Here is a 26,918-nt window from a genome sequence, read left to right as displayed (position 1 = left end):
CGGAGCCTGTAGAAGACTGGAAGCCTAGTATCAACATGATCAGGACGAATCGGCCTCACGCGGGGCCGGCGTTGGCTCGGCGGCTTTCCGCCGGTTGTCGAGGTTGCTGCTCGGCTCGGCCAGGGCAGATCATCAACACTGTGACCGTGAGCATGAAAGTCCGTCGGCGTTGGTTCGACGAGGGCGCGGCGGCGCTGCGTGATTTCGCTGACCTGCGTCCAGGTCAGGTCGAGGTGCCAGACGGGAGCTGGTACTGCTGCCCGTGCTGCTGCTGGGCCTTCGGTCCCGACGCACTTGACTCTCGAGAACTGACAATCGAGCACGTCCCGGCGGACTCGGTCGGTGGCAGAGGCACCCTGCTGACCTGTCGAAGCTGCAACAACAAGGCCGGCGAACAACTCGACGTATACGCCGCCAACCGAGAGAACTTGATCCAGTTTCTTGATACCAAAGCGACCTCAAAGCGGTACCGCGTCGTGATGGACGCCGACGGAATCCCGTTGCGGGGGAGCGCATGGTTTGAAAACGGGACGCTGAGGATTCAAGGTGTCGACAAACAGAACCACCCCCTGGTTCGTGACCAGCACATTGCCAAACTAAACGAATTCGTGGACAGCGAGACGACGAGTCCGCCCCTCACCTTCAAGGTTCGGGTGGAAAAGATCAGCGATGCCCGAGCGAACTTGTCGTGGATTCGGTCCGCCTATTTGGTGGCCTTCTGTGCCTTTGGGCTGCCCTACATCATCAACCCGATTATGGCGGAGTTGCGTGACTGCTTGGACAAGCCGGGCACCTGCACGACGCCAATCCGGATCGCGCGCGATGCCGATGCCCCTAAGGGGCGTCGGGTACTGGCGCTGATGAAGGATCCGGTGGAATCAATTGTGGTGGGATTGGATGCGTACAACGTGTTGTTGCCGAGCCCGAAGAACATGATGAGACTTAGCGCACTAGCGAAGGTAATCGACGACCACACGAGGGAGGATGGTTTGCGTATGCTAGGCCAGACCATCCAATGGCCGCGCTATCCGGAGTACCGATACCGCTGAAGAGGCGGCCTCTTGCCGGTCAACTTGACGCGGCTCCAGAAGGCCAGGGCCATACTAAGGCGATGGTACGGCTAGCGCCTTCGATTCGGACCACCAGACGTCGGCGCGGAGATATCTCCCTTTGTCGTTTGGCTCACACCAGTCCAGAATGCGCGACCCTGCCGCTTTGCGATTCTTTCTTCCATGTTCGAGATGGAGGCGGAACGCAGTCTCTGGAGGCCGACTCGAAGCCGCCGCGCTGGCCTCGAGAGGAACCAGAGGTAGTTCCACAGGGTGGATCGGAAAGAGATACCCGGTTCGGCCCTCGGCCTCAACCGCTCGGGCTGCCCATCTCCGACCCTCCGCCAACCAAGACCCGCAGCGTCGACGAACACCACCTTGACCTCAGCGAACCTTGTGAGGTCCACCAGGTCCACTGGCCCCCTGAACACGTGAAGCTCTGAAACTCCGCGTTTTGGCGCAATTATCCTCTTATGCATCGGATTCGAACGGGCATAAAAGGTCGGCCGATTCTGTTCGCGACTGTCCTCGATGGTCACCCATACATCGTGTATAGGTCCGTCGCTGAAGTTCGTAACCCCTAGTTCTGCCGATACGACTCGGCGATTCTCCTCAACTGGCCCATGTATGTCGCCGTAGACGAGACGAGCCTGCGCGGCATCTAAATCATCTTTGTCTTCTCGCCGGGCGCGCAGCTCATGCCGCAGGAGCAGGCCAGTAATGATCACTGCGAGGGTAGATACGCCGACCCCCAGCAGGCTTCCCCACGCCTGCATCCAGTCGGTGACCTTCGGAAGTTCAGCCGCAACCACTGGGTCAGGGTAGGTGTTGCCGTCGATCCCGTGGGTCACGCCCAGCTCTCGATCGGCTAGCCCGGAAGTGCTAGCCGACCTGGCCTGAACCAGTGTTCGGTCGATCCTTGTCAGCCCTAGTCCGTGCGCAGGCGGTTGGAGTGCCGCCGGACCGCCTCCGTGAGGTCGCGCCACGTGCCAGCCGAGGTCTTCATCATCCGGTCAACCATTGAGCGGGCGGATGCTTCGTCCGCGAAGTCGTACCTGACCTCTCGGTGCCGTCGGCGAGCATGATCCCGCCGACGATGTCCATCTGCCACAACTCCATCGGCCGGGCCCCGCTGCCAGCGGACATAGTCCTTCCGCCCTCGGCGGCGTTTCGCCGGTTCGATCAGCCCGTGACGGACCAGAATCCGATACACCGTCATCCGCGACGGCACCGGATCCGGGCAGCCATACCGGCCCAACTCGAACGCGATCCTGCGGGAACCCCACCGCGGATGATGCCGGCGCAGCTCACACACCAACGCCTCCACCTCCGGCGACGCCTGATGAGCACACCCCTGAGGCCGGCGAGACCGATCCTCCAAACCCGCGAGTCCCACGTCGGCATAGCGGGCCAGCCACGTGTGAATCGTCTGCCGTGACACCCCGGTCGGGGCTGCCACCTCCACGACCGGTTCTCCGGCCTGCACGGCGAGGACCGCGCGATACCGCTGCTCCACGATCGACAACTCCACCAGCGCCAATCCCGGCCTCCCCAGCCCGCGATGCCCGCAACCATCACGCGATGAAGAAGCCGAATATCGATCATGTCAAGCATCTGGTGGGACGCGCCCTGTCAAGCATGTCCCGTGACGGGACACAGCCGGCTGCCGTCGAATGTGATCCGACAACTGATGTGCAACGCAGCTCCGCCAGGTGATGTGCGACAGATCCAGCACGCTAGGGGCGACAGGTCGGCGACGCAAAGGCCCGGCCATGCCGATGAGCGAGCGGGCGGCATCTCAGTCCTCACGGCTGTTGAGTGAGCAACTGCCATCTGCGCTCCTGCCAGGGCTCGTCCCGGCGCCGGAGTGCCCCGGCCCGATCTTCGGCCGTGGACTGTGCGAGCTTGGCGTCATCCGCGCTCATCCAGCCGTCGCGGCACGCCTGTTCGTACTCGTCCCAGTCCTCGATCTCGACACGCGAATCTCGCTCGTGGAGCACTGGGTCCAGTTCGAGATCGATATACCGCCAGCCTCCTTCGGTCGGCTCCGGCGGGAGGCACACGTCGATCTCAAGCCGCCGATCAGTAGGGTCCCCAACCCACCATGCAACCCAGGGGCGGTTCGCCGCGAGCAGGACCACGACGGGTACCGAAAGAGCGCCACTGTCATGCGGAGCACCCCATGGCGAACCAGCCAGGCCTCGCAACCAGGTCCCGTCACGGTCCTGACCGACCGGCTCGAGATCGAACCAGAAGATGCCACCAGGACGTTTGATCTTGGATAGACGTATGGTCCGGCTGTTCTGAACCTCGCTCACGGGAGCACGCTATGGGCAAACGGAGTAGGTCGCGATCCGGCGCACCATCATGCTTCCGCGAGTGGCCGCGATCAGCGCGCTGAGGCGTCGCAGATCAGTTGGCGCAACGTCCTGTCATATCGATGTGAGTACGCGTTCAGGAATCGCCTACCGAGTGACTGGCCATAGCGAGTCCCCCGTCGGCGAACTGCAACGCGTACCAACCGCCGCGGTTCGCCAGCGAAGGCAGCGGCGTGCGGTAGGCGCCGGCCAGCGAGGACAGCAGGACCGGAATGACGTCACCGTGAGAGCAGGCCACGACGCTGCCACCCACCCGGGTACCGACCATCCGGGCGAGGGCGCCGAGCGTCCGACCGGCGGTCCAGGCGCCCGCGACCGCCGCACCCATCGGCGCGAACACCCCCTCGACCCACTCGGCAGGTTGATGAAAGCCTTCCGCCTCATACAGCTCGGGTAGCTCGACGAGCTCCAACCCGGATGCCGCGACCAGCGGCTCCACGGTCTGCCGGCAGCGCAACGCCGGGCTGGTGTAGATCGCTTCGATGCCGGTGCCGATCGCGCGCGCCAGCGCTTGCGCTTGCTCCCGCCCGGCACCGCTCAGCGGGCGATCGTCGTGGTTCCCGGCCCACCCGTCACGAGATACGGACGCACAGTGCGGCACAAGAACGACTGTGATATTCGCACCGTTGAGCATGAGCCACATTCTGCGCGAAAAGCCAACACCCGAACAGCGCACTCTCATGCCGTGATCAACGCACTGGGTGTCGCAGATCAGCTGGCAGACGAGTGTCGCGCATCAGTCGACGGAGGACACCGGCTGCCGTCGAATCCCCGTTCAAAGTTTCTGTACGTCTTCAAGGCGGCCCGCAACGGGCCGCACGCGCCGCCGCCAGGGCGCGCGCCGGCCGCTGCCGCTGTCGCTCTGCGACCGTCACGCCCGACGCCCGGCGGCTGGCGCGGACAGCGGGAAGCCCGAAGGGCCGCCGCAGACGGACAGACCGTTGACCGGTGGTGTGGTGGGCCGGCAGCCGGCCTGGCCGCGTGGCCACGAGCCCGCGCGGCGTAGGGGAGCGCACGCCGCCCGCGTCGGCGAGCTGGCGGCGGTCGCGGGGTTGCGGCTACTGCGCCTCCGGCGGGGGCGCTCCGGCTCCAGGATGGCCGGGGCGCCGCCGGCGGTCGCGGTCCGTGGGTGGTTGCGGTAGGCCATCCCGCCTGCCATCGACCCGGGCAAGTCGAGCAGGCCACTGCCCGGCCCGCCAGCGTCCGTGCGGGCAGTCAAGGTCCGCTTGACGTGGCGGGCCGGGCGGCGGCCGGCTCCCTAGGAGGCGGGTCGATGGCAGACGGGATGGCGCGTCGACCTACCGAGGCTTGACGCCTTTTCCTACAGTGACGAAGAGTCGCCGAAGACAGAGGTGATTTGTGAGTAGAAGCCGACGCCGCTGGGTCCCTCGTCAGGGGCAGGCCGTCGATCCGATGTCCGCATCGCCGCCCCTGGCACCCGCCCTGCAAGAACGGTTGTCCTTGGTGGAGGCAAGGATTGCCGACCTGCAGCAGGAGAGCCAAAGGCGCGGGACCTGGTACAAAGAGGCGAGCGTTGTCGTTGCGATTCTTGCTCTGATTATTTCTGGAGGCTCCGCGTACCTTACCTATCGTCAGGGTGTCGAGCAGGATGCGCAAGACGCTCGATCGGAATTGGGGCAGCTGATACAGCGGATCTCCGACCTGTCTAGAGGCGATGGTGGCGATGTCAAGAATGACCAGGGCCAGGTGGTGGCTAGGCGCGCTACCGCTGGTTTGGACGGGGAAAGAGTTGCGTTGGCGCAACAAGCGGCAGATCTTATTCGAGCGATCCCCGACAAGGTGTCTGCCCACGAATGCCTAATTGTTGCTCAAGCCTTCTATTCTTCCAATAGATACGCAGAAAGCCGGGAGATCGCCGAGATTGGAAGTTCGAAAAGGGCGGACGGAATTACTCATCCTGCCCTGTATCGAATACAGGGCAGCGCATTCTTTGCCGATGGAAAGTTGAACGAAGGTCGCAAGGCAATGCAGTCTGCTGTTGATTCAGCCCCAGCCGCTCCCCATGATGATCGCGTATACAGTCAAGCGTATAGCGAGTACTTTTGGGCAGGATTGGAGCGGCGGGCTCGGGCCTGTAGTGAGGCACATCGGCACTACAAGAACGCAAGGCTAATTGCCGATCTAACCGCATCCGAGAGCTACCGGACGCAGCTTAACAAGTACATAGGTGGAGGCGAGCCCGCCTGTCGCTAATTCCATAGATCTGGACACAAATACCCGAACGGTCCCCGCTGGCCGCCACGCAACCCGGACCTTGCGTTGCGGTGTCGGCCGTCCCCGTCTCCGCTTCAACAGCGAGCGCCGCGTTGCCTGTTGCCTGCCGGCCATCGACTAGCTCACGCGGCCAGGCCCTTGTCTAGAGGATGTAGCCTGCGTGGCCGTGAGCTTGGATCTCGTCGCGCAAATCATCGTTGGCGTACTAGGTGCGCTTGCCGCAGTGTTGCCCCTACTGGGTTCGCGTCAGGTCCGGAGGACACGAAGGGACGATCTGAGGCTAGATGTCGAACTTCTGACCCAGATCCCCGATGGACCCGTGAGGCAGAAGCTTGAACGGCACATCCTTGCAACGCTCGATGAGATCGAGGCGGCGAAGGAGCGTCGGCGGGATCCCTTGGGTGTCACGCTCGCCCTCATCCTCATCGCCTCCTCGACCTTCGGAGGTATCTGGTTCATCCGCGAGGGTGGATGGTGGCTGCTCGGACTGGTTGCGGTTGCCTTCGTCTTCACCCTCGGCGCGGTGGGCCTAGCTCAAGACGTCAGCAAGCGGAAGCGAGACCAGAAGGGCCGCCCCATCGAGTAAGCGACAGCAACGCCGACAGCAACAACAGCACGCGACATCGCACGGGGCCGACCTCCCACACGTATCCGATCCGAGGTGGTAGGGGGGAGGCCGCCGAATCACCCGTGTCTCTTAATCCGCGGGTTCGGGGTTCGAGTCCCTGGCGGCGCACCTGTGATCAAGGCCCTGGCCTGGCGTTCCACGCCGAGCCAGGGCCTTTTTCGTGTGTCCGCCGATGGCCCGGGTGCTCGGGAGCGGTGAAACGGTTCCGGCAAGCCATGAACGCAGTGCCGTGATCGTGGACGCAAGCCACCCAAGCCGTGGGGCGGCGCGCGACCGGCAGCCGGGGCGCTGGCCGAGGCGTGGCTCCGTCCGTGGGGTTCCCCATGGCCGAGATTGGTTCTGGCCCCTTCTCGGGCGCGGCGTCCTGGGGATTCATGCGGGAAGATCCATGCCGTGGATGTCCCCGAGCTTCTTCGCCGAGCTGCCGGTCACGTGTCTGCGGCCGCGACGGGTGGGGCCGGCGCGACGGTGGCCGACGCGAACGAGTACCTCGACCATGACGAGTGGGAGAGCGCCCTGGACATCCTCGTGGAACTTGGCGACGCGTATAGCTCCGAGATCGCCTTCTGGGATCTGCTCGCGGAGGCTGCCCGGATGATGTGGCTCTCCCGGACCGAGCGGTGGTGCCACTGGCGTCGCTTCGAAGTTGTTCACGGGGTGGTTCGCGCCGACCTTCAGCTCGTCGATCCGGGCGTCGCCGGCGGCAGGCGGGTTCCCATTCCCGGCGACGGGCGACTCCGTCCGCTGTGGGACATCGGCGATGTGACGGCGGCGGGCGACCCGGACCTATACGTCGCACGGCTCTGGGTCGAGGCGCAGCCGGATCTTCAGCCTGCCGGGAGTGCGGTGGTCCGCTTGGCTCCGCTGAGCCCGCAGCGGTGGCGACGTCTGGTGCCCGGCGATGTGATCACGATGCACGAACAGAGGCCGGTGGCCGGGACCGCGACCATCGTCGAGTCAGCGTTCCCGTTGACGACGTGTGACGGAGGGTGACGTCGGGTGGGTCCAGCCATGTCGGCGTACAGGCACCAGTGCAGAGCCAGGTACGCCTGGACGTACACAGCGATGATCGGCGTCCGACAACGCTAGTGAGTTCGCGACGTCGGGATGCGAACGATTCAATGAATACGTTGGGTGACGGAGGGCTGTTCCTGGTGGCTTCCGGATCTGGCCGATGAGCGTGCGTCACTATGCTGTCGTCCCGGACCGCGATGTGGAGGGCTCCGAGGTGTCTGCGACCGCATCCCTGTACGTCCTCGATCGAGACCGGGTGGTGGACTGGCCGGTCTAGGTCTCCTGAATCTTGGCCGGTGGGATCGAAGGTGAGGTTGAGTAGTTCCAGACCGGTGACGGGCCGGAAGCCGATGTCGGTGTAGAGCGTCAGAGCGGGGATGTTGTCGGTCTCGGTTTGGAGTGAAACGCGATGCGCGCCGGCGGCACGGGCGTTGTGGATGACGTGCTGGAGCAGGGCGTTCGCGATACCGCCACGGCGATGGTGCGGGGCCACGTAGAGCTCGCGGATCGACCATGAGGTGCCCAGCATGAGCGATGCCGGCATGATGGTGACCGTCATGAAGCCGCACACGTGACCAGCTCGGGTGGCGGCAGCGGCGGAGATCCGGTGTTGTGCGAGCTGGTCGTGCAGCCAGAGCGGGTGATCTCTGGGGTTGACGGTTGGCCGTAGTGCGCCCGGTAGTCGTCGAACAGAGCAGCTACCTGATCGAACGCCGGATGGGCGGAGGCTATTGGCATGATCGTCGCCGTCATGCCGTAAGTGTGGCCGACGGTCAAGCCAATGTGTCTGTTGGTGCCGGACCACGTCGGCGAGCGTGCATCGATACGGTCGATTGTGGCCGTGAAGAACCTTCGAGTAGGCCGCTATTCTCGGCCGACCCAAGTGGCGACGCACGCCTCGTTGCCCTCGGCGTCGGCCAAGACCCACCACTTCGGTGCGTGCGCATCAGAGACCAGCCGGCCACCCGCGGCCAAGGCGGCGGCGATGCGGGCCTCGGCCTGATCATGCGGGACGGCGACATCAAGGTGCATGCGGTTGCGTTGTGGACGCCGGGCATCCATTGGCTGCAACCCGAAGCCCGGACCCCGGCGCGCCGGGTCGGCTAGATAGTCATCATCGATCTGGCGGTAATCCAGCAGCGCCCGCCAGAACGGCAGCACGTCCGCGCCGACGAGGGCGTCGAGGGTGACGTTGATGAGCTGCACGGCGGTCGGGTCGGCGGGGATATCCAGGTCCCTGGCAGCAGCCGAGATCCGCCGGGCCAGCGCAACGTCGCGCGACAGCAGGGACACCGTGACGCCGACATGACGCAGATCGACGTTGACGTACCGCTGCTCCGGGCCACCGGCGAGCCGGCCGACCTCATCGACGAACGCTATGCCCTTGGCCAGCGAGCCGGTGCGGAAATACGCCGAGACCACGTGGTAGAGGCATCGCCAGTCCTCGACACCGTCGGCCGCGTGGAACTGCCCGGCCGTGATCTGCACCGTCATGCCGGCGAACCTAGCATCGGCGGCGCCACGGAGCGCACAGTGGCTCTCGCACTCACTGGTCGGCGGTGCACTCTCATAGCCGCAGTGCGCTCGCGACCGGACACCGCACGCGAGTGGTCGCGCAGCAACCGGCTGATCTCGGTGGCCGAGCTGGGTCGTGACCGTCCGGCTGATGCGACCGGTTCAGTCGTCGGCGGCCTGCAATGCGGTGGCGATCGGCTCGAGCCCCGCGATCAGCTCGTCGAGCTCGTCGGCGTTGAGCACGCGGTACGCCGGGGCTGCCAGCTTGTCGGTGAGGGCCTCGATCTGCTGCCTGATCTGCCGGCCGGCGTCGGTGAACCCGCCAGCGGCGTCCACCAGGCCGCGGCCGCGCAGCCCGTCGACGACGGCGGCCAGCTGCGCCGTGGGCAGATGGTGGACTCGGCCGAACTCCTGCGCTCTCATTCCGAGGGACAGAGCCATGAGGACGTGGGCCTCGGTGCCGCCGATGCCGTGGGCGAGGAGGGCGGCGTTGTGGCCGTCCCCGCGGTGCTCACGCAGCAGCGTCGCCGCGTGCCAGAGCCTGGCCACCGGCTCCTCGGGCACCTGAAGTGCCCGCAGCCCGGCGTACAGCACACGGCCCTCGGTCGGCGCGCTGACCGCTGCTCGGGTGGCCAGGTCGGCGGCCCGCACCAGAGCGGGCGACTCAGCGAGCTGTCCGATCAGCTGCCGCAGCGCGGTGGCGCTGCCCCGCTCACGGACCGCGATCGCCTCCTGTGGGGTGGTCTTCCCCCAGACCCACGGGATGTGGCGCGCCACCTCGCCGTCGGCGAAGTTGTAGAAGACCGCGTGTACCACCTCGGCCGATACCAGTCCCAGCGGCGCGGCCCGGCCCGCGAAGTATCCGTCCCAGTAATTGCGCATGCCGAGCGTCAGGAACGCCTCGTTCGGCACCTCGCCGAAGGTGACGGTGGCGATCGGCTCGACGAGCTCGAACATGCGGCGGATCTTGGCCAGCGGGTGCGGCATCGGTCGGCATCTCCTGTGGTCGTGACCGCGCCGTCGTGGGCGGCCTCTCACCTTGGCTACGAACAACGGGGCCCGGATACGACAACTTCGGCCGACATCAATCCAGCCAAGACCAGCCTTATTATCACCGCGCAGCAGTAGCGCGCCGTAGACGGCGACTGCATCGGTCGAGGCGAGTCGGGTGCCACGTTGACGGGTCTCGGCCGCGTCTTCGGCAAGCTGCCGTCGCGGCGGCCAAGCGACATGCCCGGCGGAGCCGCCGTGGGTGTTCCGAGCGGGATGAGGGTGCCGTCTACGTCGAGGACCAGCAATACCCAACTTGTCTGTGGTCACCGCTTGGGCTTGCCGGGTCACCTCGACGTAGATCAGCTTGGCAGTCGTCAGTTCCCGGCCCAGTTCGGACGCCGCGCACCTGCGGCCGGACGCGAGTCCGACGAACTGGCCGCATTCGACCATAGTGGCTCACACCATGGTTCATGGTGACTTGGCAACCTCGACGTGCGAGATAGGTCGCCCGCACACGATGGGCGCGGAGGCCCGCCTAGCGGCCGCAACTTGAGTTGTCCAGCCGGTGACCAAACCGTCCCCCGACGCGGAGCCATCTGACGAGACTGGGCTGAGTAGGACACCGAAGGGCCGCGCGACCTGTTGAAGATCGCACCTTCGACGGAACAGCAGACCAAAGGGAGCAGCGATGGCAGGGCTGACATATTCCGTGCATGTGGCGCCGCCGAAGCCGGTGGTGTCCGACGACATCCCTCCAGGTGAGGCACGGCGAATGTGGTCGCCGACCGCATCCACCCTCATTTACGGTGAGCGAGACGCCATCCTCGTCGACCCGCTTATGACCATCGACGAGTCGCGCGCCTTGACCGCCTGGGTGACCAGCACCGGCAAGAACGTCACCACCATCTTCGTCACACATGCCCACGGCGACCACTTCTTCGGCGCGCCATCGGTCCTCGACCGCTTTCCCAACGCCAACCTTGTGGCCACGCCCGGTGTCGTCGACCACATGGCCGCCCAGTGGGGCCCACGCTGGTTCGACGGGTTCTGGACCCCGCGGTTCCCGGACCAGATCTCCGACCGACACCTCATCGCCCAGCCACTGGCCGCCGGCGTACTCGAACTGGAAGGCGAACGACTCCACGCGATCGAACTGGGCCACACCGACACCGACGGCACCAGCGCACTGCACGACCCCGCCACCGGGTTAGTCGTCGCCGGCGACGCCGTCTATGGAGACGTCCACCTGTACCTCGCCGAAGCCAAGGGTGACGGCAGGCAGGCGTGGCTCGACGCCCTCGACACCATCGAAGCACTTCAACCCAGCGCCGTCGTCTCCGGCCACAAACGCGACGGCGACCCCGACAGCCCGCAAGATATCGACAGAACTCGCCGCTACATAAACGACTTCTTCGCAGCGGCCGACAATGCGAGCAGCCATACCGACCTCTACGAGGCGATGGTCGACCTCTACCCGGGCCGGGTGAACCGCGGCGTCCTGTGGAACTCGGCCAGAGCTGTTATGTCCTAGGCGGATGCGCTTGGCCTGGTGGAGATAGCCATGCCTGGGCGCGGCAGTGAGCTTCCAGTTATTGGCGGCTATCTCGATCTGGTTGTGGTCGACCGTGCCGCTCACAACTGGCAGGTGCGACTGCCGCCAGCCGAAGCCGGCGGCTGCGTGACTGACTGGGTGGCGATCGGGGTGCACGGGGTCCCGGGGCGCACAGCTCGACGGAGCACTCAGCTGACGGCCGAGCCGGAGAACGACGGGTGCGACAGCGGCGGTACCGAGGCGGTAGGTCGACGAGGACCAGGACCACGACGACCACTACTAGGCCGCGACAAGCGCGTAACGCCGTGGTCGTCGTGACCGCAACCGCGTATCGAACAGAAACTGAGCCCGTCGGTGGTCAACCGCTGGGGCGGGCAGCGGGCGCCCGGTCAGGGCGCCGCCGGCGCGGCGGGGGGTGGAAGGAACCGCCCGCGCGCCGCGGCCACGATCGACCATCCGGCGATGCCGCCGATAAGCGCCGAGACGGCCGCCAGCACGAGGTACGTGTAGACGCGGTGACCCGGCGGGCCGCCGCGGGTGATCCAGTGCAGGGCGGTCGTCGCCACCGCCGACCAGGGGAACGTGAACGCCCAGAAGCTCGGGGCGAAGCTGAGCCGCAGGTACAGCGGGACCAGGCGGATCTGCGCGAGGACCAGCAGCAGCCCGTATCCGGAGACCAGCATCACCCAGATGTCGATCCGGCCGCCGTTGCGGGCGAGGAGCGCGAGCACGGCCAGGGCGGAGGGGGCCACCTCGATCGCGAGGGTCGGTACGAGCGGCGCCGGCAGCGGCGGCCGGATGAACAGGCGGTTCAGGATCAACGAGCCGAGCACGAGCCAGCAGACGAACCCGAGCCCGAGCATGACGTCCGCCAGGGTGCGCTGCCCGACGGCGGACGCGGCGGCCGAGGCGATGAACCCGCCGGCCACGGTGGGCAGGAAGTAGCCGGGGTGAATCTGATTGATGTCGATTCGCCCGTAGATCCACTGTCCGGTTATCCAGCCGCCGAAGGCGAGCGTGAGGACCACGAACACGTCGACGAGAACCCGCCCGACGCCCAGGTCGTACGGAACGACGCCCTGCGCGGCGAGCAACATCGGGGTGATGACGGCGAGCGAGACGAACGCACCGGCGACCGGATCCACCATGTCGTTGACGAGGACTCTCGGTCTGGGCACCGTGTACGCCGCGTACGCCACCAGCACGGCGAGCCAGATCAGCGCGGCGAGCGCCAGCAGGGCGTTGCCGATCTCCGTCGGTGCGGCGCCGCCGCGTCCGGCCACGATCCAGGTGTTACCCAGGCCAGCGAGGCCGAAGGGGATACCGAAGAAGTGCGGCGGAATCCGGGCGGCAGCCACCTGGCACCTCCCTGGCAGGACGGTCCCGCTCGGGCGGACGCATCCCATCATGCCCAGAGCCAAATCCGCCGCGTGGTCGATTCCATCAATCGTCGACGGCTCTGGACACGGGAAAGTTCGGCAGCCGGCCCGGCTGGGTCAACTGACGGTCGAGTTCTGCGCGGTGCGTTAGTCTTGCGCGAGATCGCCGGAGCTGGGGGAGCAGACGTGGCAGGTGACGACGACATCTCCGGGTGAGTGCCCGGACCGGCCGCCGACGGGCGTGTGATCGCGCCGTCGCCGCGGCCCCTGTCGTCCTGCCCGGCCCCACCCGGGCGCGCCATGCCTGCGCCCGGGCCTCCTTTCCCGAGGTTCCGCATGTCCGACGGTCGCGTCGTCCGTTCCACCCTGTCCCGATCCGCGCTGATCGCCCATGACCTCGTCCGCATCCGGGGCGCCCGCCGGGTGCTCGACGGGATCTCCCTGATCGCCGCGCCCGGCCACCGCATCGGGCTCGTCGGCGAGAACGGCACCGGCAAGACGACGCTGCTGCGGGTCCTCGCCGGTGTGGACGAACCCGATGCCGGCACCGTCGAGCGTCCACCGGACCTCGGTTTCCTGCACCAGGAGATGCCGTACACCCCCTCGACGACGGTCGCCGCGGTCCTCGACGACGCCCTGCGCGAGGCGCGGGAGGACCTGGCCGAACTGGATCGGATCGGCACCGCGCTGGCCGGTACGCCAGAGGACGACGAACGGCACGGGCGGTTGCTGGCCGCGTACGGCGAGACGCTGGAGCGGGCGCAGGACCGCGACGCCTGGGACGCCGACCGGCGAGCCCGGACCGTGCTCGCCGGGCTCGGTCTCGACGGGATCCCGCACCACCGGAGGCTGGGCACGCTCTCCGGCGGGCAGCGGGGCCGCCTGGCGCTGGCCGCGCTGCTCATCCGCCGGCCTGGCGCGCTGCTGCTCGACGAGCCCACGAACCACCTGGACGACGCGGCGGCGGCCTTCTGCGAGGAGCAGTTGCGTGGCCTGCCCGGCGTGGTCGTGGTGGCCACGCACGACCGGGAGTTCCTGGACGCGGTGTGCACCGACCTGGTCGACCTGGACCCGGCGGTCGACGGCCCGCTCCGCTACGGCGGTGGCTACACCGCCTACCTGGCGACCCGGCGCGCGGAGGCCGAACGCTGGCGCCGGCGGTACGACGAGGAGCAGAAGCAGCTCGCCGAACTTCGCCTGGCCGCCGCCGTGACCGGGCATCAGGTCGCCCACGGCCGTGATCCCCGGGACAGCGAGAAGATGGGGTACGGGCACACCGCCGGCCGGGTGCAGAACCAGATCTCCCGCCGGGTGCGTGACGCCGCCCGCCGGCTGAAGGTGCTGGAGCGCGATCAGGTGGCCGCGCCGCCGGAGCCGCTGCGCTTCCACGCACCCGTCCTCGCCGTCGGCGACGGTGACGCGGTCGTGGTCGCGGTGCGCCGGGCCTCGGTGCCGGGGCGGCTGCGGATCGAGCACCTCGACGTCACGGCCACCGACCGCGTGCTGGTGAGCGGGCCGAACGGGGTGGGGAAGTCGACCCTCCTCGCGCTCCTCGCGGGCACCCTGCGCGCGGTCGGAACCATCCGGCGGCGGCCTGGGCTGCGCGTCGGCCTGCTGGCTCAGGACACCGTCTTCGACGGCCCCGACCGGACCGCCCGGGAGATCTTCGCGGCGACCGTCGGCCCGGACCGTGCCGAGGAGGTGCCGCTGTCCTCGCTCGGACTGCTCGCGGTCACCGACCTGGACCGGCCGGTGTCGGAGCTGTCCGTCGGCCAGCGTCGCCGGCTCGCGCTCGCGCTGCTCGTCGCCGACCCGCCGGACCTGCTGCTGCTGGACGAGCCGACCAACCACCTTTCGCCGCGACTCTGCGACGAACTGGAGGAGGCCCTGGGCGTGGGTCCGGGCGCGATCGTGATCGCCAGCCATGACCGGCGGCTGCGGTCCCGCTGGCCCGGCCGGCAGCTCGCCCTCGCCGCAGAGCGGTGGGAATGAGCGGCCGGCGCGACATCACGCGGGCGACTTCTTCGTGGCCCCGCGCAGCCCGAGCAGGGCGATCAGGGCCAGGACGATGACGAAGACGGTGTACTCGTCGGCGGTGCGGGGCAGGCCGCCGCCGTTCACCACGAGGTAGCCCGCGATGACGGCGGGCAGGCCGAGGCCGATGTAGCAGACGATGTAGATCAGGGAGAGCACGCTGGCGCGCTCGTGCGCCTCGACCAGCGGCATCACCGTCTTGAGGCTGCCCTGGAAGGCGGCGCCGAAGCCGATGCCCCCGAGCGCGATGCCGACGAAGAAGCCGGCGACGGACTTGGTGTTGATCGACAGCATCGTGACGATCGAGCCCAGGACGAGGGCGGTGATCCCGGTGAGCATCAGGGCTCGGGCGGACGTGTTGCGCAGCACGAGGACGGTGACGGACGACAGGCCGGCGAGGACGAAGAGCGCCACCCCGCCGAACACGATCGAGGTGGGTCCGAGGGCGTGCACGAGGGCCGGGCCGAGCGCGCCGAAGAAGCCGGCCAGCGACCAGCCGGCGAAGAGCACCGGGGCGACCACCAGCACCGGCCCCCGTACGGAGCGGGGCAGGCTGATCTCCGGTCGCAGGCTGCGCAGCGCTCCCCGCATCGGGGTGACCGTCTCCGGCATCAGCAGCACCCCGATCCCCTGGATCAGCAGGATCACCAGCAGGACGACGTACACCAGCCGGGTCGGCGCGGGCAGGAACTGGACGAGCAGCGCCGACAGCAGCGCGCCGCCGCCGGTTCCGATGCCGGGAGCGATGGAATTCGCGAGGGTGCCGCGGGCGCGGTTGACGTCCAGCATCGCGGCGCCGATGGCGCCCGTGGCGGCGCCGGTGGCGAGCCCCTGCACGATGCGGGCGGTCAGCAGCGCGGGTACGCCGTTCGCGAAGATGAAGACGACGAGCGAGGCTATCTGGACGGTGATCGCGACGAGCAGGACCGGGCGGCGTCCGACATGGTCGGACAGCTTGCCGACGGTCAACAGGGTGCCCAGCACCGCGAGCGCGTAGATGCCGAAGATGACCGTGGTGGTGATCGGCGAGAAGTGCCAGTTCGCCTGGTAGATCGCGTAGAGGGGGGTCGGGGCGGCCGAGGAGGCCAGGAACGACACCAGGATCGAGGCGAGCAGGAACAGGGAGAGGGTGGGCGAGAGGCGTCGCCGTCCGGTGCCGGCCGTGGCGGCCGTGCCGGCGCGCGTGGTGCGGTCGCTACTCATGTCTCCTGCTTCTCGGATGAGCGGCGGGCGGGCTGCCCGGCGCGCTCGACCTGGACGCTTGCCCCGGTGGGCGAACGCGGCGGAGTACCCGATCTGCCCCGCCGCACGCAGCACGGAGGGCCGGCGAGGCCGTTTGCCCTCCGGGGACGCGGGTAGCCACGCTTCTCCGGAACGGGAAGGACGGGGCATGGCCGAGCTGAAGTTCTTCGACAAGGTGGCCGCCCGGGCGGGTGTCCCGGACGACACGGCACAGGCGCTGACCGAGGCCACTCTGCGCACCCTCGCGGAGCGGATCAGCGGCGGCCAGGCGGCCGACCTGTCCGCCCACGTGGCCCACGAACTCCGCCCGCTGCTGGCCCGCGCCGCGCCGGAGGAGCCGGAGTCGTTCGCGTACGACGAGTTCGTGCGCCGGGTGGCCGAGCGCGCGGGGGTGGGTCCGAGCCTGGCCGAGCGGGGTGCGGGGGCGGTCCTGCAGACCCTGCACCGGGTGGTCGGGCACAAGGAGTTCGAGCAGGCGATGGCGCAGGTGCCCACGGAGATCCAGGCCTTGGCGGAGCCCGTGCCGCAGGGCCCCTGACCGGGTCCGACACGAACGAGAGGCCGGTCCGCCGTGGACCGGCCTGTCGTCGTGGACCCGACGACACCGATTCGTCAACCGATGGTTGACGGGTGGAATGCGTCAACCTATGGTTGACGCATGAAGAATCCTGAGCCCGTGGGCAACCCCGTACGGCTGGACGAGATGATCCAGGCGATCAAGACGGCGCACAGCGAACCGCTCGACCAGCTCACCGACGCGGTCATCGTCGCCGATCACCTCGGCGAGGTGGCGGACCACCTGATCGGGCACTTCGTGGACCAGGCACGCCGGGCGGGCGCCTCCTGGACCGACATCGGCCGCAGCATGGGGGTCACCAAGCAGGCGGCGCAGAAGCGCTTCGTGTCCCGACCCGCCGAGGCGCCGCTGGACCCGCAGCAGGGGTTCAGCCGGTTCACTCCGCGCGCCCGGAACGTGGTGACGGCAGCGCAGGACGAGGCACGGGCCACCGGGCACGCCGAGATCCGCCCCGAGCACCTGGTGCTGGGGCTGCTCAGCGAGCCGGAGGCGCTCGCCGCCAAGGCGATCGTCGCGCAGGGCGTGTCGCTGGAGCGGGTGCGCGAGGTCGCGACCGCGGTGCTCGGGTCGCCCTCGTCGGGCGAGGTGCCGGAACTGATCCCGTACGACGCGCAGTCCCGCAAGGCGCTGGAGCTGACCTTCCGTGAAGCGCTGCGGTTGGGGCACAACTACATCGGCACCGAGCACATCCTGCTCGCTCTGCTGGAGTTGGAGGACGGGACCGGGGTGCTCGCCGGTCTCGGCGTCGACAAGGCCGCCGCCGAGACCGCGCTCCTCGCGGCGCTCGAGGCCGCCGTGCGGAAGCAGGCCTGAGCCGGCGGCTCAGGACGCGGTCGGGAAGCCGTACCGCGCGGCGTGCTCCGGGTCGGTCGGGTCGACCTGGCGGAGGCCGGCGTCGGCGAGGCGCTTGTTGACCTCGTCCAGGCGCTCCCGCACCAGGTGGGCCTCCTCCTCGGTGACGCGGCCCCGGTGTGGCTTGCCGGCGTGCTCGATGGTGGCGTAGTCGATCCGCTCCGCGCTCTTGCGGGCCTTGGGTGGGCGCACCCGCTCGGCGGTCCGCAGCAGTTGCGCCATCGGCACGTCGGTGGCCATCGCGTCGAACTCGCTGGCGGTGAGGACCACCCGGCGCGGCTCGCCACCACCGTGCCGGTCGTGGATCTCGACCACCGCCACGTCCAGCGCGGCGTCGTCGATGCTCTCCACCTCCACAGGGGTGGCGTCCAGTTGCACGGGCCCAGCCACCAGGTCAGGGTGCTCCAGCACGACGACGCGGACCGCCTCGTCGTCGGGCTGCAGAACCGTGCCGCTGAAGTCGGAGACGTGGATGGTCTTCTTACCCATGCGGGGAGCTTCTCCTGTCGTCGGCCGGGATTCCGGACCAGAAGACGTTACCCGACAGGTGTGCGAACGCCCCTGGTGGACCGTCCGGGTGTGTCGCCCGCGGTCAGCGGCTGTTGAGGCCGTGCCGGGCGGAGGCGCCGGCCGGAAGCTTGTTCAGCTCGGCCCAGCTCAGGGCGGCGTCGTCGGAGCGGGCGCCTCGGTGCGGCGGTTGGGCCGGGAACCGTCCGGCCTCCGGGACCCGCCAGAGTCGCTCGGTGTCCTGCTGGTACCGGTCATTCGGCTGATTCGGCATGACCATACCGTCCCAAAGAAAGTTGTCCATGTATGGAAATAGGTGTGACGCGATGTCTGGGCGTCCGGTTCCCCTGCGGGCAAAGGAATTCCCGCCGGTTGCGGCGTGCGGTGTCCGATACCCACCCGACGCCGCAGCCAAGCGCGCGACGCGGGAAGAAGTGACGCCGCGGGCGCGATGGGCGCCGGGCTGACCGACCCGCTGTTCTGGGGCGCGCTGGCCGGCGCGCTGGCGGTGGCCTTCCTGGTCACCGTCCCGGTCAACCGTGCGCTGATCGCCCGCAGGCGGGGGCACGCGGTGACCCACCGGTTCCACCACGGCGCCGGTGACCCGGCCGCCGCCGGTCACCCGACCGGGCCGGGTCACGACGCGCCCGGCGTCGGCCACCCCACTCCCGCCGGTCACGCCGCCCGCGAGGCAGCACGATCCGGCGCGGACGCGCACGCCGCCGAGGAGGCGGAACGTTCCGGCGCGGACGCGCACGCCGGCCACCACCGGCGCTGACGGATCCGCCCGCCCCGGCCGCCGCGCCCGGCGTACGGTGATCGGCGACGGCGCCCGGCGGGGCCGGACGCCCGCGCCGGACGGTGCGGCCCGGACCGGGACGGGTGGATCGCGGGAGGTGGTGGAGTGCTCGACCGGCGGCTCCACCTGCACCTGGCGACGTGGTTGGGGCAGTGGCCGGCTGGTCCCGGGCTGCACGTGGTCGGCACGGGGCGACGGGCCCGCCCGGCCTGGGACGGCCGTCTTCGGCCCGCCGTCGCCGTCGGCACCGGGCGCAGCACGGTGCTCTCGGTGCCGCCGGACCGGGCCGCGGCGGTACGCGCGCTCGCCGACCGCCCGGTGGACCGGCTGATTCCGGCGCTACCCGCCGCTGTCGGCCTGCCCGACTGGCCCACCCACGACGGCGCCTTCCGGTGGAGCCTGGCCCCCGCGCCGCTGCCGGACGTCGGGGAGTGGGTCGCGCCCACGTCGCCGGGGCTGCCTCCGTGGCTGCGGCTGTTCGACCGCGAGGTGCTGGTGGTCCACGGTTCCGACGGCCGCTACCTGGCCGGGGCTGGCATCAAGCGGCACGACCGGCACGGCCACGAACTGGCCGTCGGCACCGTGCCCGCCGCGCGGGGTCGTGGGCTGGCCCGACGGCTGGTCGCCCAGGCCGCCCGCCGGGTTCTCGACGAGGGCGCGGTGCCGACCTACCTGCACGACCGGAACAACCAGGCGTCCGCACGGGTCGCGGAGGCGGCCGGCTTCCCGGACCGGGGCTGGCGCTCATTCGGCGTGTATCCGGCCTGATCCGGGGCCGCGTGCCGGGCGGTGCGCGACCGGGCGATGGACGGCGGCGGCGTGACCCGGCGAGGGTCACGTGGCGACCGCGCGAGGGTCGGCGCGAGGCGGGAATCAGGCGGCGGCGCGGTGGGGGCGCAGAGCGCGGACCGTGGATCCCGGGCCGGATCCACGGTCCGCAGCCTCCCCCCAGGTCCCCGTGCGCGCGACCGACGGTGATGCGCCGGTCGCGTCTTGTGCTGATCACGCTACGTATTGAATCGGTCCGGGGCAAGACGCGCCGACCCGGTCCGGCGTGTCGAATAGTGGACTTGACCTGGAGCGGAGGCTGCGACCCGGAACGTGAGTCTCGGTGACGCAGCGTGCGGACGAGGCCGAGCGCCCGTCGAGTGAGGAGCTCCGAGGAATACGGGCTGGTCGGCGAGGTGGGTTCGGCCGCGGTCGTGAACCAGCTGGCCGCGTAGGGCCACTGCGGTGGCCGCCACCTGCCGGTATGGTCGGCTGGCGTCGGCGGTCGGCCGGTGCACCGAGGACCCTCAGCGCCGGAGAGGTGGCCGATGGACGTGCGCCTGTGGGACACCGGGCCGGGGCAGCTGACCGTGCAGCCGGTGGGCGAGGTCGACATGGCCACGGCGGACGCGCTCGACGCCGCCCTGGCCGATGCGCTGAGCCGGTCGGGCACGAGCGAGGTCGTCGTCGACCTGGCCGGCGTCGGCTTCCTCGACTCGAGCGGGATCCGTGTCCTCGTCAGCGCCGCAGCCACCGCCCGGCGTGGTGGCATCACCTTCCGGGTGGCCGATCCGCGGCCGATGGTGGCCCGGGTACTCCGGATCACCTCGGTCGGCGCACTCCTCGGGCTCTCCGCGGACGCCCCGCCCCCGTCGGCCGCGCGCGGCTTCCGCGGCCTCGAATAGGGGCCGTGGGCAGGCCGGCGCGTCGCGGTCGCCGTGCGGGCCGAGGTACCGTCGGTCGCCCGGTCACGGCTCGAGCCGCGCCGACGCCTCCGGCGACCACTCGACCAGCAGCAGCGTGGCGTCGTCGCGCAGTGGGCCGTCCTGGTGGCCGCTGACCGCGTGGCTGAGCCGGCGCAGCGTCTCGGGCGTGGGCAGGCCGGAGGCGACGTACCGCTCCGCGAGGTCGGCCAGTCGGGCCAGGCCGAACATGCGGCCCGCCGCGTCCCGGGCCTCGGTCACGCCGTCGGTGTGCAGCAGCAGTCGGTCGCCGGGCTCCAGCCGGGTCCGGGCGACGTCGCTCCGGTCGTCCGCCAGGCCGAGTGGGAGCCGCCGGCCACCGTCCAGCGCCTGCACCGCCCGACCACGGCGCAGCAGCAGCGGCGGCGGATGCCCGGCGTTGACGTAGCGCAGCAGGCCGCTGCCCGTGTCGAATTCGGCGAGCACCGCGGTGACGAACCGGCCGTCGCGCCACTGCCCGGCGACCGCCGCGTCGACCGCCCGGCCCAACCCGGCCAGGTTCTCCCCGGACCGTCGTGCGGCCCGCATCGCCGCCAGCGCGACCGAGGTGGTGAGCACCGCCGGGAGGCCGTGGCCCACCCCGTCGAGGATGGCCAGGGTGATCCGGTTCCCGTTCAGGCTGTAGTCGAAGGCGTCGCCGCCCACCTCGTAGCAGGGCTCCAGCACCGCGCTGATCGTCGCGTCCGGGGTGGCGAACGTCAGTGGTGGCAGCAACTGCCAGAGCAGTTCGGCGGAGACGCCCATCGGCCGGCTGCGGCGGGCCCGGTGCAGGCCGTCGCCGTACGCGCTCTTGCTGGTCATCAAATGCCCGATCAGTCCGGCGATCAGCCTGCAGCCGCCGCGAAGCGCCGCGTCGGTCAGCTCCAGGCCGGCGGGTGGAAAGACCTCCAGCAGCCCCAGCCGGTCGGTGCCGTCGACGAGCGGCACCCAGAGCCGGGGCGGTGGCCCCTGGCCGGCGTGCATCTCGACCTGGGTGAACGCGCGGCCGGCGAGGCTGGCGTCGATCGGCAGCGGGTCCGGTGCCGGCCGACCGGGCTGGGGCAGCGGTCGCAGGTCCCGCTGCTCCACGTCGACCAGGTAGATGGTCACCGCGACCCCCAGCGGCCGCAGCACCGTGTTGACCGCGTCCGTCAGATCGTCCGGCGGCAGCCGGTGCGACCGGGCCGTCAGGTCGGCCAGGGCCCGGAGCCAGAGGTCGTCGGCGGTCATCCCGCCCGTTTACCCCAGCTCGGCCCGGCCAAAGCCGGAACGCGAGCCGGGTAGGCCGGGACGCCCGGGTTGTCCGGTCTCAGCCGGCGAGGCCGAGCGCCTCGGCCGCGGCGCGACCGTTGGCGTGGCTCGCGCCGTACGTGGTGACGAAGGCCCGGACGCCCGCCGGTCGCCACTGTGCCGGCCAGCCCATCTCCACCACGGTCACCGGGTGCTCGGCGGCCAGCGCGGTGACCAGCTCGGGACCGCCCGGCAACCGGTGCAGGTGCCGGCCGACCAGGACGATCGGCCGGTCTCCGGCGAACCGGCGCAGGGTATCCGCATCCGTCTCGGCGGCGACCGCGCGGATCTCCTCGGCACCGGCCAGGTGCGGGCCGAGCCCCCAGGGCACGCGCCCCTCGGCGATGGTCGAGGCGGCGTGCAGCTGCACGACGAGGGGTCGGTCCAGCTCGGTCAGCACGCCCTCGATCCGCACCGCGCGGCGCGCTGCCGCGTACCCCAGGTCGGTGCCACCGCCGGCGGGCGGCCGGGTGGCGGCCCGGGTCCAGGCGGCGAGCGTGGCGGCGCGCCCGGCCGCCTCCTCCACGCGGGCGCGGTCCAGCTGGCCGTCCTCAAGCGCCGCCACGATCTCGGCGGCGACGTGCTCGACCAGCCCGGCGTCGACCTTGGCGCCGATGCAGAGCAGGTCCGCCCCGGCGGCGAGGGCCCGTACGGCGGCCGGCCCGACCCCGCCAGCGGCGACCGACGCGCCCTTCATCTCCAGCGCGTCCGTGATCACCGCGCCGGTGAAGCCGTACTCGGTGCGGAGCAGGTCGACCAGGACGGCCCGGCTGAAGGTGGCCGGGCCGGTGCCGGTCAGCGCCGGCACCCGGATGTGCGCGGTCATCACGGCTTGGGCGCCGGCGGCCACCACGGCGGCGAACGGCGGCAGGTCCCGCCGGCGCAGGAGGTCGAGTGGGACGTCCACGGTGGGCAGTTCGTGGTGCGAGTCGGCGACGGTCGCGCCGTGCCCGGGGAAGTGTTTGGCGCAGGCCGCAACGCCGCTCGCCTGGAGCCCGGCCACCGCCGCCGCCGAGTGTGCGGCCACCCGGACCGGGTCGGCGCCGAACGAGCGCGTGCCGATCACCGGGTTTTCGTCCGCGGTGTTCACGTCGACGGTCGGGGCGAGGTTCACGGTGATGCCGAGTCCGGCGAGTTCGAGGCCGATCGCCTCGTAGACCCGCCGGGTGAGTGCCACGTCGCCGATCGCGCCGAGCGCGGCGTTGCCGGGGTACGGGCTGCCCGTGGCGTGGGCCAGGCGGGTGACGTCGCCGCCCTCCTCGTCGATGGCGATCAGCACGTCCGCCCGCCCCTCGCGCAGCGTGGCGGTGGTCGCCGCCACCTGCGCCGGGTCGTGCACGTTGGTGCCGAACAGGGTGTGCCCGGCGAGGCCGTCGGCGACCAGGTCGACCGCCCAGTCCGGCGGGACCGGCCCGGAGTACGCGGCCAGCAGCGTGCCCAGCGCGAGCCGGCGCAGTCCTGGATCGAGCCCCACGTTCTCTTCCCCTTTCGGTGCCGTACGGCACGGATGTCGTACCGGGTCCCGGCCGTCCCGGTCGCGGAGCGCTGCCGGGTCGTCCGAGTACTCCCGGTCCGGGTGGCCGCTACGCTACGGCTACCCGTTCGCAGGTCGGTTTACAGTTAGCAAAGTTTACTAAATCTAGAGGACGTGGCATGAGTGCGACCCGGCTGCCCGGCACCCCCCGCCTGTTGCGGGCGCTCAACGACCGTGCGGCGCTCGAACTCCTGCTCGAGCGCGGGCCGCTGACGCGGGCCCGGCTGGGCGAGCTGACCGGGCTGTCCAAGGTCACCGCCTCGCAACTGGTCGAGCGCCTGGAGGAGCGCGGTCTCGTCACCCGGGTCGGCGAGCAGGCCGGCGGGCGGGGACCGAACGCCCAGCTCTACGCCGTACGCCCGGGCAGCGCGCACGTCGTCGGCGTGGACGTCGGCCCGGACCGGGTGGTGGCCGCCTGCGCGGACATCACAGGCGCGGTGATCGGCCGGGTGGAGCAGTCCACCCGGGACACCGACGATCCGGTGGGCGTGGTGCACAACGCGGTCGTCCAGGCGGCGAGCAGCGCCCAGGCGCAGCTGTCGAGCGTACGGCGCATCGTGCTCGGCACGCCGGGTCTGGTCGACCCGGGGACCGGCGACATCACCTTCGCCTTCAACCTGCCGCGCTGGCACAGCGGTCTCCTCGCGGCGCTGCGCGAGGACCTGCACACCCCGGTGGTCTTCGAGAACGACGTGAACCTCGCCGCGGTCGCCGAGGCGCAGTCCGGCGCCGCGCAGGGGGTGCAGGACTTCGTCCTGGTGTGGGTCGGCGCCGGCGTCGGCCTGGCGATCATGCTCGGCGGGCGGTTGCACCACGGCAGCAGCGGCGCGGCCGGCGAGATCGGCTACCTGCCGGTGCCCGGCGCCCCCATCCCGCGCGACGTCTCCCGCCGGGCGAAACCGGCGTTCCAGCAGCTCGCCGGGGCCGACGCCGTCCGGGCGGTGGCCCGCGAGCACGGCTTCCGCGCGGGCAACGCCGCCGCGGCCGTGTCGGCGGCGATCGAGGCCGGTGCGGCCGGTGGCGCGATGCTGGACGAGTTGGCCCGCCGGCTGGCGCTCGGGGTGGCGAGCACCTGCGTGGTGCTCGACCCGCCGCTGGTGGTGCTCGCCGGCGAGGTGGGACAGGCCGGCGGCCTGGCCCTGGCCGAGCGGGTGCAGCACGAGGTCGCGGCGATCACGCTGGTCCGGCCGCGGGTGGTGCCGACCGGGCTGACCGAGGAGCCGATCCTGCGCGGCGCGCTGCGCACGGCGCTGGACGCCGTCCGCGACGAGGTGTTCGGCTCCACCGTGGGCTGACCGGTTCCGGGGGGACCGGGCGACGGGGTCCCGGGCGCTCCCGCACCGACCGGCCCGGGCGGATCCCACCTGCGTCGGTCGGGTCCCGCCGCGGTCCGTCATGCGAAGGAATTCTTCACCATCGGCCCGGGCGCTGCAAGGTGTTGCCTTCGCGCCCGGGCCGGGCGTCGCCGCAGCTCAGATGAGGTCCCGGCGGCGGAAGGCGGTGAAGGCGGCCGTGGTCAGCGCGGCGGTCAACCCGAGCAGCACGACGAGCGCCGGCCCCCAGGTCAGCGTGTAGGAGCCGTCGCAGAAGCCGTTCCCGCTGCCGATGCAGGCCCGCGGGTCGTAGAAATGGGCCTCACCGGAGAGCCAGGCGCCGAGGTAGCTGGTCAGCATGAGCTGGTCCGGGCGGGCCGCGTCGACGATCTGCAGCACCAGCCGCGCGCCGAGCTCCCAGACCACCGCGTACGCGGCCGCCGCGCCGAGCGCGGCCGAGGTGTGCCGCCCCAGCGTGGCGAGGGCGAAGCCCGTCGCGGTGGCGAGCAGCACGAGCACCATCCCGCGACCGTGGATCTGACCGAGCTCCCGCCAGAACGTGCCGGTCAGCCCACCCGCCAGCCCGGCGGTCTGCCCGATCACCCAGAACGTGGCGAGGTACAGGGCGGAGGCGAGCAGCGACAGCACGAGCACCCCGCCGAGCAGCGTGCCCAGCTTCGCGCCGAGCACGGTAAGCCGCCGTGGCCGCCACAGCAGCAGGTTGACCACTCCGCCCGAATTGAGGTCGGCCCCGATGTAGGACGCCCCGATCAGAAACCCGAACAGCACCAGGAAGGCGATCAGGAAGTAGAGCAGCGGCCGGGCCTGGTTGGCGAAGGTGAACACCCCGATGAGGTAGTCCGCCGCCACCGGCAGCCGCTCCATGCGTCCCGGATCGACCTCGCTGCAGTCGGCCGGGAAGTAGTTCGTCTCCGTGCCAGGCTGCAGATTGCCGTTCACCCGGGCCACGCAGTCCTGGTACGTCGCCTCCAGCTTCTGCCGCTCCTGGGCGGCCAGGTTGCCGGCGGTGATCAGCTCCGACGAGGTCGGCCGGTGCGAGCCGGCCAGGGTGGTCGCCGCGGTGACGCCGAACGCCAGCACCAGCAGCACGATCATGAGCTGGACGAAGCGGCGCGCGCTCAACCGTTCCAGCTCGGCACGGACCAGGTTCACGCGTCCCCTCCTCTGCCGCCGACACCGGCGTCCAGGTCGATCACCGCTTCGCCGGCCGGCCCCGCCTGGTGCGGCGCCGAACCGTCGACCTGCCGGGGCAGCGCCGGGTGGCCGCCGTCGGCGGTCAACTCCAGGAAGACGCTCTCCAGATCGGGGCGCAGCGGGGTCAGCTCGCCCACCCAGAGCCCCTGCTCGCCGAGCAGCCGGCTGACCACGGTCGGATCGGTCACCTGGCCGACCACGAGGTGGTCGGGGTACTCGGCCACCGCCACCCCGGCGTCCCGCAACAGCTCCGCGGCCCGCTCCGGCTCGGCCACCCGGACCAAGAACTCGTGCTGGTCGAAGCCGGCCAGCACCTCGTCCACCCGGCCGGCCGCCACCCGGCGACCTCGCGAAATGATCGTCACGTGGTCGCAGATCAGCTGGATCTCGCCGAGGATGTGACTGGAGACCAGGACGGTGACCCCAGCCGCGGCCAGCGACCGCATCAGGTCCCGCATCTCCCGGATCCCGGCCGGGTCCAGCCCGTTGGCCGGCTCGTCGAGGATGAGCAGCTCCGGATCCTTGAGCAGCGCCGACGCGACGGCCAGCCGCTGCTTCATGCCGAGCGAATAGCCCTTCACCCGCTCGTGTCCCCGGTCGGCCAGGCCCACCTGCTCCAGCACCTCGTCCACCCGGCCGAGCGGCACACCGCCCGCCAGGGCGAGCAGGCGCAGCGTGCGGTGCGCGGTGAAGTTGCCGAAGAACTGCGGGCTCTCGACGATCGCCCCGACCCGCCCGGCCACCCGCGGCAGCAGCTCGGGCGACGGGGCACCGAGCACCGTCATCCGACCGCCGTCGGCGCGGACCAGCCCCAGCAGGGCACGCAGGGTGGTGGTCTTGCCCGAGCCGTTCGGGCCCAGGAAGCCGTGGACCTGCCCCGCCTCGACCAGCAGGTCGAAACCGTCGACAGCGACCCGGCGGCCCTGCCGCACGCTGTGGAAGGCCTTGCGCAGACCCTCGATCTCGATGACCGCGCTCATCCGCGCGGCTCCCTGCTCGAACCCGGCATCGACCGTCCTTCGGGTGTGGTGACCAACGACACGGCGCCTCACCCTATGGCCGGCGTGCCGCCCGTGGGGGGCACCACGGCGCTGCGTGGTTGG

26 protein-coding genes and 1 pseudogene are annotated in these 26,918 nt (G+C 70.3%); 12 read left to right on the top strand and 15 right to left on the bottom strand.

Annotated features, from left to right (window positions below; translation table 11 throughout):
• Positions 1–146 precede the first annotated feature (146 nt).
• Positions 147–1,049, top strand: a complete 903-nt coding sequence (locus O7603_RS15040) for a hypothetical protein (protein ID WP_281576331.1) — start codon at positions 147–149, stop codon at positions 1,047–1,049.
• Positions 1,050–2,111: 1,062 nt separating this feature from the next.
• Here O7603_RS15040 and O7603_RS15035 read toward each other — a convergent pair.
• The 3 genes and pseudogenes from O7603_RS15035 to O7603_RS15025 all read right to left on the bottom strand — a co-directional run.
• Positions 2,112–2,574: pseudogene (locus O7603_RS15035) on the bottom strand (helix-turn-helix domain-containing protein); the annotation flags it as partial.
• Between the two features lie 280 nt (positions 2,575–2,854).
• Positions 2,855–3,367, bottom strand: a complete 513-nt coding sequence (locus O7603_RS15030; protein WP_281576330.1) for a DUF402 domain-containing protein — start codon at positions 3,365–3,367, stop codon at positions 2,855–2,857.
• A 136-nt stretch (positions 3,368–3,503) separates the two neighbouring features.
• Positions 3,504–4,061: a phosphoglycerate mutase family protein gene (locus O7603_RS15025; protein WP_281576329.1), complete on the bottom strand. Its 558-nt coding sequence runs from the start codon at positions 4,059–4,061 to the stop codon at positions 3,504–3,506.
• Between the two features lie 830 nt (positions 4,062–4,891).
• Between O7603_RS15025 and O7603_RS15020 the strand changes: the two genes are divergently transcribed.
• From O7603_RS15020 to O7603_RS15010, 3 genes are all read left to right on the top strand, one after another.
• On the top strand, positions 4,892–5,641 hold the full coding sequence (locus tag O7603_RS15020) for a hypothetical protein (RefSeq protein ID WP_281576328.1): 750 nt from the start codon (positions 4,892–4,894) through the stop codon (positions 5,639–5,641).
• A gap of 187 nt (positions 5,642–5,828) precedes the next feature.
• Positions 5,829–6,248 (top strand): hypothetical protein, encoded by a 420-nt coding sequence (locus tag O7603_RS15015; RefSeq protein ID WP_281576327.1) that lies wholly within the window; start codon positions 5,829–5,831, stop codon positions 6,246–6,248.
• Positions 6,249–6,722: 474 nt separating this feature from the next.
• A complete protein-coding gene (locus O7603_RS15010; protein ID WP_281576326.1) occupies positions 6,723–7,283 on the top strand; it encodes a hypothetical protein in 561 nt (186 codons plus the stop codon).
• Here O7603_RS15010 and O7603_RS15005 read toward each other — a convergent pair.
• From O7603_RS15005 to O7603_RS14990, 4 genes are all read right to left on the bottom strand, one after another.
• Positions 7,198–7,908: a GNAT family N-acetyltransferase gene (locus tag O7603_RS15005; RefSeq protein WP_348651078.1), complete on the bottom strand. Its 711-nt coding sequence runs from the start codon at positions 7,906–7,908 to the stop codon at positions 7,198–7,200. The genes O7603_RS15010 and O7603_RS15005 overlap by 86 nt on opposite strands.
• Positions 7,860–8,057 (bottom strand): hypothetical protein, encoded by a 198-nt coding sequence (locus O7603_RS15000; protein ID WP_281576325.1) that lies wholly within the window; start codon positions 8,055–8,057, stop codon positions 7,860–7,862. Before O7603_RS15000 ends, O7603_RS15005 begins: the two co-directional genes overlap by 49 nt.
• Positions 8,058–8,168: 111 nt before the next feature.
• Positions 8,169–8,798, bottom strand: coding sequence for a VOC family protein (locus O7603_RS14995; protein ID WP_281576324.1), 630 nt, complete (start codon positions 8,796–8,798; stop codon positions 8,169–8,171).
• Positions 8,799–8,981: 183 nt separating this feature from the next.
• On the bottom strand, positions 8,982–9,806 hold the full coding sequence (locus O7603_RS14990) for a MarR family transcriptional regulator (RefSeq protein ID WP_281576323.1): 825 nt from the start codon (positions 9,804–9,806) through the stop codon (positions 8,982–8,984).
• Between the two features lie 694 nt (positions 9,807–10,500).
• On the opposite strand from O7603_RS14990, the gene O7603_RS14985 reads away from it, so the two are divergent.
• Positions 10,501–11,343, top strand: coding sequence for an MBL fold metallo-hydrolase (locus O7603_RS14985; protein WP_281576322.1), 843 nt, complete (start codon positions 10,501–10,503; stop codon positions 11,341–11,343).
• A gap of 410 nt (positions 11,344–11,753) precedes the next feature.
• Here the strand turns inward: O7603_RS14985 and O7603_RS14980 are convergent, their stop codons facing one another.
• Positions 11,754–12,722: a hypothetical protein gene (locus O7603_RS14980; RefSeq protein ID WP_281576321.1), complete on the bottom strand. Its 969-nt coding sequence runs from the start codon at positions 12,720–12,722 to the stop codon at positions 11,754–11,756.
• A gap of 357 nt (positions 12,723–13,079) precedes the next feature.
• On the opposite strand from O7603_RS14980, the gene O7603_RS14975 reads away from it, so the two are divergent.
• The gene (locus tag O7603_RS14975) at positions 13,080–14,735 is read left to right on the top strand and encodes an ABC-F family ATP-binding cassette domain-containing protein (protein WP_281576320.1); all 1,656 of its coding nucleotides are present in this window, start codon (positions 13,080–13,082) and stop codon (positions 14,733–14,735) included.
• A gap of 15 nt (positions 14,736–14,750) precedes the next feature.
• On the opposite strand, the gene O7603_RS14970 is transcribed toward O7603_RS14975, so the two are convergent.
• Complete coding sequence (locus O7603_RS14970; RefSeq protein ID WP_281576319.1) at positions 14,751–15,980, bottom strand: MFS transporter; 1,230 nt, start codon at positions 15,978–15,980, stop codon at positions 14,751–14,753.
• Between the two features lie 187 nt (positions 15,981–16,167).
• On the opposite strand from O7603_RS14970, the gene O7603_RS14965 reads away from it, so the two are divergent.
• Together O7603_RS14965 and O7603_RS14960 are read left to right on the top strand one after the other, a co-directional pair.
• Entirely contained in the window at positions 16,168–16,557 is a 390-nt protein-coding gene (locus tag O7603_RS14965) for a DUF2267 domain-containing protein (RefSeq protein ID WP_281576318.1), read from the top strand.
• A gap of 120 nt (positions 16,558–16,677) precedes the next feature.
• Positions 16,678–17,409 carry a Clp protease N-terminal domain-containing protein gene (locus O7603_RS14960; RefSeq protein ID WP_281576317.1) on the top strand — a complete coding sequence of 244 codons (732 nt, stop codon included), beginning with the start codon at positions 16,678–16,680 and terminating at the stop codon, positions 17,407–17,409.
• 9 nt (positions 17,410–17,418) lie between these two features.
• Here the strand turns inward: O7603_RS14960 and O7603_RS14955 are convergent, their stop codons facing one another.
• Together O7603_RS14955 and O7603_RS14950 are read right to left on the bottom strand one after the other, a co-directional pair.
• Positions 17,419–17,937 (bottom strand): hypothetical protein, encoded by a 519-nt coding sequence (locus O7603_RS14955; protein WP_281576316.1) that lies wholly within the window; start codon positions 17,935–17,937, stop codon positions 17,419–17,421.
• Positions 17,938–18,040: 103 nt separating this feature from the next.
• Positions 18,041–18,229 (bottom strand): DNA repair protein, encoded by a 189-nt coding sequence (locus O7603_RS14950; RefSeq protein ID WP_281576315.1) that lies wholly within the window; start codon positions 18,227–18,229, stop codon positions 18,041–18,043.
• 177 nt (positions 18,230–18,406) lie between these two features.
• Here O7603_RS14950 and O7603_RS14945 point away from each other — a divergent pair, with 177 nt between their 5' ends.
• From O7603_RS14945 to O7603_RS14935, 3 genes are all read left to right on the top strand, one after another.
• On the top strand, positions 18,407–18,733 hold the full coding sequence (locus O7603_RS14945) for a DUF4396 domain-containing protein (protein ID WP_281576314.1): 327 nt from the start codon (positions 18,407–18,409) through the stop codon (positions 18,731–18,733).
• 126 nt (positions 18,734–18,859) lie between these two features.
• On the top strand, positions 18,860–19,522 hold the full coding sequence (locus O7603_RS14940; protein ID WP_281576313.1) for a GNAT family N-acetyltransferase: 663 nt from the start codon (positions 18,860–18,862) through the stop codon (positions 19,520–19,522).
• Positions 19,523–20,070: 548 nt separating this feature from the next.
• Positions 20,071–20,427, top strand: a complete 357-nt coding sequence (locus O7603_RS14935; RefSeq protein ID WP_281576312.1) for an STAS domain-containing protein — start codon at positions 20,071–20,073, stop codon at positions 20,425–20,427.
• Positions 20,428–20,490: 63 nt separating this feature from the next.
• Here O7603_RS14935 and O7603_RS14930 read toward each other — a convergent pair whose 3' ends face one another.
• Positions 20,491–21,693 carry a PP2C family protein-serine/threonine phosphatase gene (locus O7603_RS14930; RefSeq protein WP_281576311.1) on the bottom strand — a complete coding sequence of 401 codons (1,203 nt, stop codon included), beginning with the start codon at positions 21,691–21,693 and terminating at the stop codon, positions 20,491–20,493.
• Positions 21,694–21,772: 79 nt separating this feature from the next.
• Positions 21,773–23,227, bottom strand: a complete 1,455-nt coding sequence (locus O7603_RS14925) for a glycoside hydrolase family 3 N-terminal domain-containing protein (RefSeq protein ID WP_281576310.1) — start codon at positions 23,225–23,227, stop codon at positions 21,773–21,775.
• A gap of 179 nt (positions 23,228–23,406) precedes the next feature.
• On the opposite strand from O7603_RS14925, the gene O7603_RS14920 reads away from it, so the two are divergent.
• Positions 23,407–24,582 carry an ROK family transcriptional regulator gene (locus O7603_RS14920; protein ID WP_281576309.1) on the top strand — a complete coding sequence of 392 codons (1,176 nt, stop codon included), beginning with the start codon at positions 23,407–23,409 and terminating at the stop codon, positions 24,580–24,582.
• A 177-nt stretch (positions 24,583–24,759) separates the two neighbouring features.
• Here the strand turns inward: O7603_RS14920 and O7603_RS14915 are convergent, their stop codons facing one another.
• Together O7603_RS14915 and O7603_RS14910 are read right to left on the bottom strand one after the other, a co-directional pair.
• Positions 24,760–25,773 carry an ABC transporter permease subunit gene (locus O7603_RS14915; protein WP_281576308.1) on the bottom strand — a complete coding sequence of 338 codons (1,014 nt, stop codon included), beginning with the start codon at positions 25,771–25,773 and terminating at the stop codon, positions 24,760–24,762.
• Positions 25,770–26,795: an ATP-binding cassette domain-containing protein gene (locus O7603_RS14910; RefSeq protein ID WP_281576307.1), complete on the bottom strand. Its 1,026-nt coding sequence runs from the start codon at positions 26,793–26,795 to the stop codon at positions 25,770–25,772. Before O7603_RS14910 ends, O7603_RS14915 begins: the two co-directional genes overlap by 4 nt.
• Positions 26,796–26,918: the final 123 nt, after the last annotated feature.

The organism is Micromonospora sp. WMMD812 (assembly GCF_027497215.1).
Taxonomy (GTDB): domain Bacteria; phylum Actinomycetota; class Actinomycetes; order Mycobacteriales; family Micromonosporaceae; genus Micromonospora.
This window is presented reverse-complemented; position numbering and strand designations above follow the sequence as displayed.